Consider the following 12,772-nt stretch of genomic DNA (forward strand, 5'->3'; position numbering starts at 1 on the left):
AGCGTTATACAGGCTCCGCGTTAAAAAGGCTCCGCCCGGCTGAAACCAGCCGGGCGGAGCTTTCTGGTGCCTGGACCGTTGCTTAGCGCTTGGCCAGGGCCCCGGCCACCAGGAAGGCCATCTCAAGGGACTGCATGTGGTTCAGGCGCGGATCGCAGACCGATTCGTAGCGGTCCAGGAAGGACTCCTGGTCCACCGGATCGGCCCCGCCGAGGCACTCGGCCACGTCGTCGCCGGTCATTTCGACGTGCAGCCCGCCGGGGACCGTGCCGAGCGAGTGGTGGACCTCGAAGAAGCCGCGCACCTCATCAATGACGTCGTCGAAGTTCCGGGTCTTGTAGCCGTTCGGCGAGGTGACCGTGTTGCCGTGCATCGGGTCGGTGACCCAGAGGACCTGGGCGCCGGACGCGGTGACCCGCTCCACGATCGGGGGCAGCTTCTCGCGGATGTTGCCGGCGCCCATCCGGGTGATGAAGGTCAGGCGGCCGGGTTCGCGGTCCGGGTCCAGCTTGTCGATCAGGCGCAGCGCGTCGTCGCCGCTGGTGCCCGGCCCCAGCTTCACACCGATCGGGTTGCGGACCCGCGAGAGGAAGTCGACGTGGGCGTGGTCCAGTTCGCGCGTGCGCTCACCGATCCAGAGGAAGTGGGCGGAGGTGTCGTACGGGAAGCCCGTGCGGGAGTCGATGCGGGTCAGGGCGCGCTCGTAGTCGAGCAGCAGCGCTTCATGGCTGGCGTAGAACTCCACGCGCTTGAGGGCCTCGAAGTCCGCGCCGCAGGACGACATGAACTTGATGGCACGGTCGATATCCCGCGCCAGCGACTCATAGCGTGCGTGGGCGGGGTTTTCGGTGAAGCCCTTGTTCCACTGGTGCACCAGCCGGAGGTCCGCGAAGCCGCCCTGGGTGAACGCACGGATCAGGTTCAGGGTGGAGGCGGACGTGTGGTACGCCTTCAGCATCCGGCTGGCGTCGTGGGCCCGGGATTCCGGCGTGAAGTCGTAGCCGTTGACGATGTCACCGCGGTAGGCCGGCAGCGTGACGCCCTCACGGGTCTCATCGTTGGAGGAGCGCGGCTTGGCGAACTGCCCGGCCATCCGGCCCATTTTGATGACCGGCATGGCGGCACCGTAGGTGAGGACCACCGCCATCTGCAGGATGGTGCGGACGCGGGCGCTGATCTTGTCCGCCGTGGCGGCTTCGAACGTTTCCGCGCAGTCGCCGCCCTGGAGCAGGAACGCCTTGCCCTGCGCCGCCGCGGCGAGGCGTTCGCGCAGGATGTCCACTTCGCCGGCGAACACGAGCGGCGGAAGCACGGAGAGTTCCTTGACGGAGGCTTCGAAGACGGCCTTGTCCGACCAGCTCGGCTGTTGGGAGGCCGGCAGCTCCCGCCAGCGGTCCAGGCCGGGATAGTTGGCGGCACCGCTCTGGGCGGTGCTGGTCAGCGCAGAGCCCGCCACGGGCGAGCCGCTCAGGGAACTGGTCAGGGGGGAGGCCGAAGGCGCAGATAGCTCAGTCACCCTCTAAGGATAGTTGCCTCCGTGGCGATCGTCGGACCCGGGCCGTCATTGATTGCTTGCGGCCCGTCACACGCTCCGGTCACACACTCTCCGGGGCGGCCGGTCCGGTGCCGGCGGCGTCGTCCCCGGGCACTTCGGTGGCTTTCCCGGCCAGCCGGAGCTTGACGACGGCGGCGTACTCGTCAACGTATTCCTGGCCGGAGAGCCGCATGAGTTCGTACATGATCTCATCGGTCACGGACCGCTGGATCAGCCGGTCGTCCTCCATGCCGTAGTACCGGCTGAAGTCCAGCGGCTCGCCAAAGATCATCCCGATGCGCCGGATGTTGGGCATCCGTTTGCCGATCGGCTGGACCTTGTCCGTGCCGATCATCGCGACCGGGATCACCGGGACGCGGGCCTGCAGGGCCAGCCGCGCCACCCCCACTTTGCCGCGGTACAGCCGGGAGTCCGGGCTGCGGGTGCCCTCCGGGTAGATGCCCAGCAGCGAGCCGTTCTTCAGCACGTCCATGCCGGCATTCAGCGAGAGCGCAGACGCCGCACCGCCGGAACGGTCCATCGGCAGCTGGTTGGTGAGCCGGAAGAAGGTGGCCGTCAGCCTGCCCTTGATCCCCTTGCCCGTGAAGTACTCCGATTTGGCGAGGAACACGACGGGGCGGGGCACCGTCAGCGGCATGAAGATGGAGTCGGAAAAGGAGAGATGGTTGGAAGCCAGAATGGCTGCGCCCTCGGCGGGGACGTTGTCCAGGCCCTTGACCCACGGCCTGAAAAGCGTCTTCAGAACGGGTCCGAGAACGAACGTTTTCATGAACCAATAAAACACGTGGTGAACCTCTCCGGAAGGCGTCTGGCCGGCCCTCCATCGGACCCGGCCAGCACTTCAATGACACCCTACTCTAGTGAGTTTTGTCCGGAACAGTGACACGATGGGCACATGACCGGAAGCAGCACTCCCCTGGCGCCCGCAGCGTTCAGTTATCCCGGCCACGGCGCCAACGCGGGCATCGGCGTGGCCATCTGCCACGGCTTCACCGGCAGCCCCCTGAGCGTCCTTCCCTGGGCCGAGCACCTGGCCCGGCAGGGCTTCGCGGTGTCCGTCCCGCTGCTGCCGGGACACGGCACGGACTGGCGCGACCTGGCCCGGCACGGCTGGCAGGACTGGTACCGGGCCTTCGAGGCCGCCTATCTGGAACTCTCCGCCCGGACCGGGCAGTGCTACGTGGCAGGGCTGTCCATGGGCGGAACCATTGCCCTGCGCACGGCGGCACGCCACGACGTCGCCGGGGTTGCCGTCGTCAATCCGGCATTGAGCTTCTACGACCGCAGGGTGCGCTACATCGGCCTGCTCAAGCACATCCAGCGCACCACCGTCCCGGTCCAGGAACCGAACCCGACGCACGTCACCACCGAGGACGGCGACTACACCCTCACACCGCTGGAAGCCGTCCACCAGCTGAGCAGGCTCTTCAAGGCGGCGCGGCGCGAACTGCCCGCCGTCGCCGCCCCGGCGCTCGTGTTCAAGTCCGCCACCGACATCGTGGTCCCGCCCTCCTCGATCGAGCTGCTGCGGAAGGGACTGGGGTCGCGGGAGCTGGAAGTGGTCAGTCTGCCGGCCAGCGGGCATGTGGCCACGCTCGACGTCGACGCCCCGCTGATCTTCGAGCAGTCCGTCCGGTTCTTCCTGCACCATGCAGCCGCCGCGCCGCCGTCCGCGGCGGTGCCGGACCAGCCCGCCACCAGCACCCCGGAGACCCCATGACCATCCCCTTGGACCACACACCGTTCAGCAGCCCGTTCACCGGGACGGGGACCCGCACCGGCGTCGTCGTGTCGCATGGTTTCACCGGCAGCCCGCACGGCGTCCGGGACTGGGCCAGGTCGCTGGCCGACGCCGGCTACGCCGTGCGGGTGCCACTGCTGCCCGGGCATGGCACCAACTGGCAGGAACTGGCCCGGACCCGCTGGCAGGACTGGCACGCGGCGCTGGACGCCGCCTACCTTGAGCTCGCCGGGGACTGTGAGCAGGTCGTCGTGGCCGGACTGTCCATGGGCGGGGCGCTGGCGCTGCGGATTGCGGCCACGCGCCCGGTCGCGGGGGCCGTGCTGGTGAACCCCGGCCTGGTCATTGACGATCCCCGGGCACCGCTGGCGGGCATCCTGAAATTCGTGCTCAAGAGCACCCCGGCGATCGCCAACGACATCCTCAAAGAGGGCATCGACGAGGGGGCCTACCCCCGGACACCCGTTGCCGCGGCGCACGAACTGAACAGGATGTTCAAGGACACCGTGCGGCTGCTCCCCCGGATCACCGCCCCCGTGCGGGTGTACCGTTCGGCGGTGGACCATGTGGTCTCCGACTCGAGCATGGTGGCCCTGCGCCGGGGACTGACGCACGCGCCGCTGGAAGTGATCCGGCTGGAAAACAGCTACCACGTGGCTACGATGGACAACGACGCGCCCGAGATCTTCCGCGGCACGGCCGAATTTATCCGGTCGCTGGGTGCGGGAGGCGGCCCGGACGCCGCCCACGCTAGCCAAAAGGACACGGCAGATGACTAGACCGGACCCCAACTCCGCGGATTCCAGCGCCAACCAGGACGACGCCGTCTGGCTTGACCTGGTCGCGAGGCTGGAAGGCAGGGACACGGCTGCGGCCGCCGGCCCCGTGACCCCGGAAGGCCCGGAAGGCCCGGAAGGCCCGGAAGCCCGGGACAGCCTTGAAGGCCCGGATGTCCCGGAAGGCAACGGCGCGGCGGACGGCGCGGAGCGCCCGGAGGTGCCGGACGCACCCGGCGCGGACGATGCGCCCGCCGCGCCCCCCGCCGGCTCCGGCCCGCGGCCCTTCAGCGACTTCGACCCGCTGGGGCTTTCCGTCGGGGTGCCGATTGAGCTTTCCGCCGAGGAGCGGCAGGCACAGCGCCACGCGGACGGGGGCCCCCCGGCCGGCGCCGCTGCCGATCGCCCCGGGACTGCCCCCGGGCCGCGGGACTACGAGGGCACGGAGGAGGACCCGCTGGGCCCGGGCGAGTTCGTACCGGAGGAACCGCCCAGCCTCGCCGGAACCGACCCGCTGACGATGCTGGCCTGGCTGGGGGCCGTCGGCGGCCCCGTGGCGCTCCTGATCTCCGCGATGTTCTGGCGCTCCGCCCCGCTGATGGCCATCCTGGGAATGGTGGCCGCCTTCGCGGCGTCGGTGGTCTTCCTGATCATGAAGCTGCCGGGCGAAAAGGACGAACACGACGACGGCGCCCGCATCTAACTGACCCGGTCCGGCCGGTCCGGCCGATCGGGCGGCCGTGCGCCTCCGGCCGCACCCGGGCCGGGGCGCGGGCCGGCCCGGTTCCGGCTAGCTGTGCATGCGGCTGCTGACCCGGGACAGGTCCGCCGCACCGATCAGGCCCGCATTCGGGCCCAGGGCCGCGAGCTCGATGTCCGCCGCAGGCCGGAACCCGCGGCCGGTCAGGTTCCGGGCAAAGGCCTTCCGGGCCGGGCCGACCAGCAGTTCGCCGGCATCGCAGAGTCCGCCGCCAATCACGAACTTGCCCGGATCCAGCGCGGCGGCGAGGTTGGCCAGGCCCAAACCGAGCCACTCTCCGACATCCTCCAGCAGCTCCCGGGAGGTCGGGTCACCGGCCTTGGCCAGTTCTGTGACAATCACTCCGGTGATGTGCTCCGCGTGGCCGTCGACCGCTTTGAGCAGCTCCTGGGCCACGGGGGAATTGGCGGCGGCGAGTTCCCGGGCTTCCCGGCCGAGTGCGTTGCCGGAAGCGTACTGTTCCCAGCAGCCCCGGTTGCCGCACTCACAGCGGTGCCCGCCGGGCATGATGATCTGGTGGCCGAACTCCCCGGCCACGCCGAAGCGCCCGCGTTCCAGCCGGCCGTCCATCACCATGGCACCGCCGATCCCGGTGCCGAGGGTAATGCAGACCAGGCGGTTGTGGCCCTGCCCGGCCCCGAAGCGCCACTCCGCCCAGCCGGCCGCATCGGCGTCGTTGGTCAACAGCACGGGCCGGCGGAGCAGCCGCTGCAGGTTGTCCCGGAGAGGCTCGTTGCGCCACGCCAGATGGGGGCTGAACAGCACGGTCCCGCCGTCGAGGTCCATCCAGCCGGCCGCACCGATCCCGACCGACCAGATCCGATGGCCTTGGCCCAACTCCTCCACCAGCTCGACAATCACCTGTTCGACCGCACGGGGGTCGTTGCCGGGAGTGGACCGCTTGGCCTGGGCGAGGATCCTGCCCTCCGCGTCGACCACACCGGCGGCCACCTTGGTCCCGCCAATGTCCACGCCGATGGCGAGGCCTTTCCGGCCCAGCCGCAGGTGCTCCCGGAAGCCCTGGCCGGCCGGTCCGGCAGCTGCCCCTGCGGCCGTCCTGCGCCGCCAGACGGCCGTCCTGCGGTACGGGCCGGGCTGCTGCCCGGGTGTAGGTGTGTGCATGGTTCCCCATCCTATTCGCCGCAGCGGCCGGGCACAGGCCGAAGCACCGCCCGCGGGCGCAACCGGGGGTAACCAACCGTAAGGTTACTCGCCAGTAGATGTGGTGGAACACACATGCCTTCGACCGCATACTAGTGTTAGTCGTACCCCTCGCGGGTCCATGGAAATCAAAGGAGCTAACGTGCGAGAAATCAGTGTCCCGCCCCTGGTCACCGTCCCCCCGGAAACGAACGTCACCGATCTGGTCCTGCGCCAGGCCGCGAAGGCGTCCAACCCGGCCTTGTTCTCCCGCCTTGACGCGGTCGGGCAATGGCAGGACATCCGGGCCACCGATTTCCTGGCCGACGTTTCGCTGCTCGCCAAGGGCCTGATCGCCAGCGGCGTGGCCGCCGGCGACAGGGTCGGCATCATGTCCCGCACCCGGTATGAGTGGGCCCTCATCGACTTCGCCATCTGGTTCGCCGGAGCCGTCTCCGTGCCGATCTATGAGACCTCCTCCCCCTCCCAGGTCGCCTGGAACCTGGGCGATTCCGGCGCCGTCGCCGCGTTCGGCGAGTCCGCCCACCATGAGAACATCATCCGGCAGGCCGCCACCTCCGAAGGCCTCACCGCGCTGGCCCACGTCTGGCAGCTCGAAGGAACCGGCCTGGACGAGGTCCGCGCCGCCGGCGCGACGGTCAGCGACGAGGAGCTGGAGGCCCGGCGCAGCCTGGCCTCCCTGGACGACCTCGCCACCATCATCTACACCTCGGGTACCACCGGGCGGCCCAAGGGCTGCGAGCTGACCCACGGCAACTTCGTGGAACTCTCCGAAAACGCGCTCGCGACCTCGCTGAACAAGATCGTCCACGAGCAGGCCCGGACCATCATGTTCCTGCCCCTGGCCCACGTGTTCGCGCGCTTCATCTCGGTCCTCGCGGTCGCCGCCGGCGTCACGGTGGCGCACACGCCGGACATCAAGAACCTCCTGCCGGACCTGCAGAGCTACAAGCCGACCTTCATCCTTGCGGTGCCTCGGGTCTTCGAGAAGGTCTACAACTCGGCACTGACCAAGGCAGAGGACGGCGGTAAGGGCGCCATCTTCCACCGCGCCGCGGACACCGCCATCGAATTCTCCCGCGCCCGCCAGGCCGGCAAGATCGGCCTGGGCCTCAAACTCAAGCACACCCTCTTCGACAAGCTCGTGTACAGCAAGCTCCGCGCGGCCATGGGCGGCGAGGTGGCCCACGCCGTCTCCGGCGGCGGCCCGCTGGGCGAGCGGCTGGGCCACTTCTTCCAGGGCATCGGCATGCAGATCCTGGAAGGCTACGGGCTGACCGAGACCACGGCCCCCGTCACCGTGAACACGCCGGATCTGATCAAGATCGGCACCGTCGGCGCCCCGATTCCCGGCAGTGCCGTGAAGATCGCCGACGACGGCGAGATCCTCGCCAAGGGCGTCTGCGTCATGCGCGGGTACTACAAGCGTGAGGACCTCTCCGCGGAGTCCTTCGTCGATGGCTGGTTCCGGACCGGCGACATCGGACAGCTCGATGAGCAGGGCTTCCTGACCATCACCGGGCGCAAAAAGGAAATCATCGTTACGGCCAGCGGCAAGAACGTCGTGCCTGCGCTCCTGGAGGACCAGATCCGTGCCGACGCGCTGGTCTCCCAGGTGCTGGTGGTCGGTGACAACCGCCCCTTCATCGGCGCGCTGGTCACCCTCGATGAGGAGGCCCTGCCCGGCTGGCTGCACCGCCACGGGCTGCCCGCCTCCACGACCCTCGCCGAGGCCACCGACAACCCGGTGGTCAAGGCCGCGGTGCAGGAACTCATCAACGGCGCCAACCAGACGGTTTCCCAGGCCGAGGCCATCAAGTCCTTCCGGATCGTGCCGGCCGACTTCACCGAGGCCTCCGGGCACCTCACGCCGTCGATGAAGGTCAAGCGGGCCCAGGTGATGAAGGACTTCGAGAACGTCATCGAGGAAATGTACGGTACCCCGCGTCCCGCCCAGGTCTAAGCGGCGCGCCAACAAAGAAAGGGTCCTTCCAGCCTCTCGGCCGGAAGGACCCTTCTTTGTTGCCGCGCGGTGGTGCCGCGCGGTCGGTCGTGCGTGGCGGCTATTCGATGACCAGCAGCAGGTCCCCGCCCTGGACCTGTTCGATCGCGCCCACGGCGAGGCGCGAGACCGTGCCGGCGACCGGCGTCGTAATGGAGGCTTCCATTTTCATGGCCTCGATCGTGGCGACGGTGTCGCCGGCCTTGACCGCGTCCCCGGTCTTGACGGTCAGGGTGACGGCACCGGCGAACGGGGCGGCCACCTGGCCGGGCTGGGAGGTGTCGGCGCGTTCGGCGGCCTTGACGTTGCTGACCACGGACCGGTCACGGACCACCACCGGGCGGGACTGTCCGTTGAGCGTGCACATCACGGTGCGCATGCCCTTCTCGTCCGGTTCAGAGACCGCTTCGAGCGAGGCGATCAGGCGGACGCCCTTTTCCAGCTCGATCTCGTGCTCGGCGCCGCGCTGCAGCCCGAAGAGGTAGTCGCGGGTGTCCAGCACCGAGAGGTTGCCGTAGGATTCCACACTCTTCTGGTAGTCCTTGGTGGGACCGGCGAAGAGCAGCCGGTTCAGGGTCTGCTGCACGGTTTTTGAATCTGACTTCAGGGCGGCGCTGTCCTCGGCGCTGAGCTCGACGTCGCGGACCTTGACGGTGCGGCCCTGCAGCGCCTTGCTGCGGAACGGTTCCGGCCAGCCTCCGGGAGGATCGCCCAGTTCACCGGAGAGGAAGCCGATCACGGAATCCGGGATGTCGTACTTCTGCGGGTTCTCGTTGAAGTCCGCGGGGTCGGCGTTGAGTCCCACGAGGTGCAGGGCCAGGTCGCCGACGACCTTGGAGGAGGGTGTGACCTTCACGAGCCGGCCGAGGATCCGGTCGGCCGCGGTGTACATGTCCTCGATGGCCTCGAACCGTTCCCCGAGGCCCAGCGCGATCGCCTGCTGGCGCAGGTTGGAGAGCTGGCCGCCGGGGATTTCGTGCTGGTAGACCCGGCCGGTGGGGCCCGGAAGGCCGGATTCGAACGGTGCGTAGACGCGGCGGACGGCCTCCCAGTACGGTTCCAGGGCGCACACGTTCGCCAGGCTCAGCCCGGTGTCGCGGGGAGTGTGCGCGAGGGCTGCCACCAGCGCGGACGCTGAGGGCTGGCTCGTGGTGCCGGCGAGCGAGGCCGAGGCCACGTCCACGGCGTCCACTCCGGCGTCGACCGCTGCCAGCAGCGTGGCCAGCTGCCCGCCGGCGGTGTCGTGCGTGTGCAGGTGGACCGGGAGGTCGAAGCGATCGCGCAGGGCCGTCACGAGGCGGGCAGCGGCGGCGGGACGCAGGAGCCCCGCCATGTCCTTGATCGCCAGGATGTGCGCGCCGGCGTCGACGATCTTCTGCGCCAGCTCCAGGTAGTACTCCAGGGTGTAGAGCGTCTCGTCCGGGTCCAGCATGTCAGCGGTGTAGCACAGGGCCACCTCCGCGACGGCCGTGCCGGTGTCGCGGACGGCGCGGATGGCCGGGGCCATCTGGTTGACGTCGTTGAGCGCATCGAAGATGCGGAAGATGTCGATGCCGGTGGCGGCGGCCTCGTTGACGAAGGCCACCGTCACCTCTTCCGGGTACGGGGTGTAGCCGACCGTGTTGCGGCCGCGGAGGAGCATCTGCAGGCACACGTTCGGCAGCGCCTTGCGCAGCGCCGCGAGCCGGTCCCAGGGATCCTCGCCGAGGAAGCGCAGCGCAACGTCGTAGGTGGCGCCGCCCCAGGCCTCGACGGAGAGCAGTTCCGGGAGGAGCTTGGACACGGCCGGGCCGGCGGCCACGAGGTCGCGGGTGCGGACCCGGGTGGCCAGCAGCGACTGGTGGGCGTCGCGGAACGTGGTGTCCGTGACGGCGACGGCGTTCTGCGCGCGCAGGGCCTTCGCGAAGCCTTCCGGGCCCAGCTCCTGCAGCCGCTGGCGGGAGCCCTGCGCGGCGGCGGCGTCGTCCAGTGCCGGGAGCTTGGCGGCGGGATCGCTGTGGACCGTGAGCTCGCCGTTGGGCTTGTTCACGGTGACTTCGGCGAGCCAGGTCAGCAGCTTGGTGCCGCGGTCCGCGGAGACCCGGGCCTTGAGCAGTTCCGGGCGTTCGTCAATGAAGGAGGTGGCCACGTTGCCGGCGATGAAGTCGGCGTCGTCCAGGACAGCCTGCAGGAACGAGATGTTGGTGGAGACGCCGCGGATGCGGAACTCGGCGAGGGCCCGGCGGGCCCGGGCCACAGCGGCCGGGTACTCGCGGCCGCGGCAGGTCAGCTTGACCAGCATCGAGTCGAAGTGCGGGCTGATCTCGGCGCCGGAATAGACGGTGCCGCCGTCGAGCCGGACGCCGGCGCCGCCGGCCGAACGGTAGCCGGTGATTTTGCCGACGTCGGGCCGGAAGCCGTTGGCCGGGTCCTCCGTGGTGATGCGGCACTGCAGGGCGGCGCCCTTGAGCTGGACCGTCTCCTGGGAGAGGCCCAGGTCCGCGAGGGTTTCGCCGGCGGCGATGCGCAGCTGTGCCTGGACAAGGTCGACGTCGGTGACTTCCTCGGTGACGGTGTGCTCGACCTGGATCCGCGGGTTCATTTCGATGAAGACGTGCTGGCCGGCCCGCTCCCCCACGGTGTCGACGAGGAATTCCACGGTCCCGGCGTTGACGTAGTTCAGCGCTTTGGCGAACTTCACAGCGTCGCGGTAGAGCGCCTGCCGGATGCCCTCGTCGAGGTTAGGCGCCGGGGCGATCTCGATGACCTTCTGGTGGCGGCGCTGGATGGAGCAGTCGCGCTCGAAGAGGTGCATGACGTTGCCCTCCGCATCGGCCAGGATCTGGACCTCGATGTGGCGGGGGCGCAGCACGGCCTGCTCCAGGAACATGGTCGGGTCGCCGAACGCCGCGTCGGCTTCGCGCATGGCCGCCTGCAGTGCTTCGGGCAGGGCGTCGCGGGATTCGACGCGGCGCATGCCGCGCCCGCCGCCGCCGGCAACAGCCTTGGCAAAGATGGGGAAGCCGATCTCGTCGGCGGCAGCGATGAGTTCGTCCAGGTCCTTGGAGGGCTGGCTGGACTTCAGGACCGGGACGCCGGCCTTGCGGGCCGCCTCGAGGGCGGCGACCTTGTTGCCGGCCAGTTCGAGGACCTCGGCGGGCGGCCCCACGAAGGTGATGCCGGCCGCGGCAGCGGCCCGGGCCAGGCGCGGGTTTTCGGAAAGGAAACCGTAGCCGGGGTAGATGGCGTCGGCCCCGGATTCCTTGGCCACGCGCACCACTTCGTCGACGTCGAGGTAAGCCCGGACGGGGTGGCCCTCTTCACCGATCAGATAGGCCTCGTCGGCCTTCTGTCGGTGGATGGAGTTGCGGTCCTCGTTCGGGAAGACGGCGACAGTTTTGGCACCGAGTTCGTAGCCGGCGCGGAAGGCACGGATCGCGATTTCGCCGCGATTGGCCACCAGAATCTTCGAAAACATACTTCTCCTGCATCATCGCGGGTGTATCGGTAATTGGTCACAGTGTCTAAGACCTGCACGGACAAACACAAATTATTGTGGCGACCGTCACAGCGAAGCGCGTCACGTATGCCGGATTAGACGAATACATCAGACAGATACTTCAGGCAAGCACATCAGGGACGGTACATCAGGCGGGGACGGATTCCGGCCCCGGGTGCAGCTTATCCATGATCTGCCGCCCCGGCACCAGATGAGGCAGGTTTCGGCGGGGCGGCAACATATGATGAGGAGGTGGGTGGCGCATGCTCGCCACGGCTCCGGAGAACGCAGGAGCCGGCAGGACCCCGTCCCGGCAACCGGCGTTAGGTATTGGTTTTTCACGTGCAAGTAGTCAGCATCAGCAGCCTCAAAGGCGGTGTCGGCAAGACATCGGTGACCACCGGATTGGCGTCCGCGGCACTGGCCGCCGGCATCCCCACCCTCGTCGTCGACCTTGATCCGCACGCGGATGCGAGTACGGCCCTCGGAGTCCGGCCGGGAGACCAGCAGGACATCGGCCGGATGCTCAAGTCCCCCCGGCGGGCCCGCCTCTCCGAAAACGTGGTCCCCAGCGGCTGGGTGGAGCGCGCCGCCGGCAGCGGCGCGGCTCCCGCAGGATTCTCGCCGGCCATACTGGATGTGGCCGTCGGCTCCGCCTTCACCGGCATTTACGACCGCCCCGACCTCTGGCGCCGCGACCTGCGCCGGCTCTCCACAGTGCTGGCCGGTGCGGACAAGTACGAGCTGGTCCTCGTGGACTGCCCGCCCTCCCTGAACGGGCTCACCCGGATGGCCTGGGCCGCCAGCGACAAGGTCACCCTGGTGGCCGAACCCGGGCTTTTCTCGGTGGCGGGCACGGAGCGCACCATGCGGGCCATCCAGCTGTTCCGGCAGGAATTTGCCCCGAACCTCTCCCCGGCCGGCATCGTCGCGAACCGGGTACGCAGCGGATCCGCCGAGCACACCTTCCGGCTCGCTGAAATGGAGTCCATGTTCGGCGGGCTGCTGCTGTCACCGCACATCCCGGAGCAGGCCAACTGGCAGCAAATCCAGGGCGCCGCCCACTCCATCCATCACTGGCCCGGGGATTCGGCCAAGAACGCTGCCGCCCTGTTCGACGCCCTGCTGGCCAACCTGCTTGCTGCGGACAGCCGGCCGGCAGCTGCCCGGGTCCGGGACCGCGTCAACCGCTAGCCACACGCCGGGGCCCGCTGACGAAACTAAAAAGCAACGCGGGGCCACCTTCCGCCCATCCATCAGTTCCGTGATGGGCGCCAGGTGGCCCCGCGTTGCTTTTCG

Annotated in this window: 9 protein-coding genes; 5 read left to right on the forward strand and 4 right to left on the reverse strand. The window is 69.0% G+C overall.

Features of this window, described 5'->3' with window-relative positions; all coding sequences use genetic code 11:
• Positions 1–82: 82 nt before the first annotated feature.
• Positions 83–1,471 carry a class II 3-deoxy-7-phosphoheptulonate synthase gene (locus ACZYZ5_RS16675; RefSeq protein WP_463903257.1) on the reverse strand — a complete coding sequence of 463 codons (1,389 nt, stop codon included), beginning with the start codon at positions 1,469–1,471 and terminating at the stop codon, positions 83–85.
• 124 nt (positions 1,472–1,595) lie between these two features.
• Positions 1,596–2,339: a lysophospholipid acyltransferase family protein gene (locus ACZYZ5_RS16680; protein WP_463903194.1), complete on the reverse strand. Its 744-nt coding sequence runs from the start codon at positions 2,337–2,339 to the stop codon at positions 1,596–1,598.
• Between the two features lie 111 nt (positions 2,340–2,450).
• On the opposite strand from ACZYZ5_RS16680, the gene ACZYZ5_RS16685 reads away from it, so the two are divergent.
• Genes ACZYZ5_RS16685 through ACZYZ5_RS16695 form a run of 3 tightly spaced genes read left to right on the forward strand, consistent with a single transcriptional unit; the run spans position 2,451 to position 4,775 of the window.
• Positions 2,451–3,275: an alpha/beta hydrolase gene (locus tag ACZYZ5_RS16685; RefSeq protein ID WP_463903196.1), complete on the forward strand. Its 825-nt coding sequence runs from the start codon at positions 2,451–2,453 to the stop codon at positions 3,273–3,275.
• Entirely contained in the window at positions 3,272–4,075 is an 804-nt protein-coding gene (locus ACZYZ5_RS16690; RefSeq protein ID WP_463903200.1) for an alpha/beta hydrolase, read from the forward strand. The genes ACZYZ5_RS16685 and ACZYZ5_RS16690 overlap by 4 nt, the downstream gene beginning before the upstream one ends.
• Entirely contained in the window at positions 4,068–4,775 is a 708-nt protein-coding gene (locus ACZYZ5_RS16695; protein WP_463903202.1) for a hypothetical protein, read from the forward strand. Before ACZYZ5_RS16690 ends, ACZYZ5_RS16695 begins: the two co-directional genes overlap by 8 nt.
• Positions 4,776–4,862: 87 nt before the next feature.
• Here ACZYZ5_RS16695 and ACZYZ5_RS16700 read toward each other — a convergent pair whose 3' ends face one another.
• Positions 4,863–5,954 (reverse strand): ROK family glucokinase, encoded by a 1,092-nt coding sequence (locus tag ACZYZ5_RS16700; protein WP_463903204.1) that lies wholly within the window; start codon positions 5,952–5,954, stop codon positions 4,863–4,865.
• Positions 5,955–6,135: 181 nt separating this feature from the next.
• Here ACZYZ5_RS16700 and ACZYZ5_RS16705 point away from each other — a divergent pair, with 181 nt between their 5' ends.
• Positions 6,136–7,956 carry an AMP-dependent synthetase/ligase gene (locus ACZYZ5_RS16705; protein WP_463903206.1) on the forward strand — a complete coding sequence of 607 codons (1,821 nt, stop codon included), beginning with the start codon at positions 6,136–6,138 and terminating at the stop codon, positions 7,954–7,956.
• Positions 7,957–8,056: 100 nt separating this feature from the next.
• Here the strand turns inward: ACZYZ5_RS16705 and ACZYZ5_RS16710 are convergent, their stop codons facing one another.
• Positions 8,057–11,452 (reverse strand): pyruvate carboxylase, encoded by a 3,396-nt coding sequence (locus ACZYZ5_RS16710; RefSeq protein WP_463903208.1) that lies wholly within the window; start codon positions 11,450–11,452, stop codon positions 8,057–8,059.
• Between the two features lie 363 nt (positions 11,453–11,815).
• On the opposite strand from ACZYZ5_RS16710, the gene ACZYZ5_RS16715 reads away from it, so the two are divergent.
• Positions 11,816–12,667, forward strand: coding sequence for a ParA family protein (locus ACZYZ5_RS16715; RefSeq protein WP_463903210.1), 852 nt, complete (start codon positions 11,816–11,818; stop codon positions 12,665–12,667).
• Positions 12,668–12,772 lie beyond the last annotated feature (105 nt).

The sequence above is a fragment of the Pseudarthrobacter ribosi genome (genome assembly GCF_055412865.1).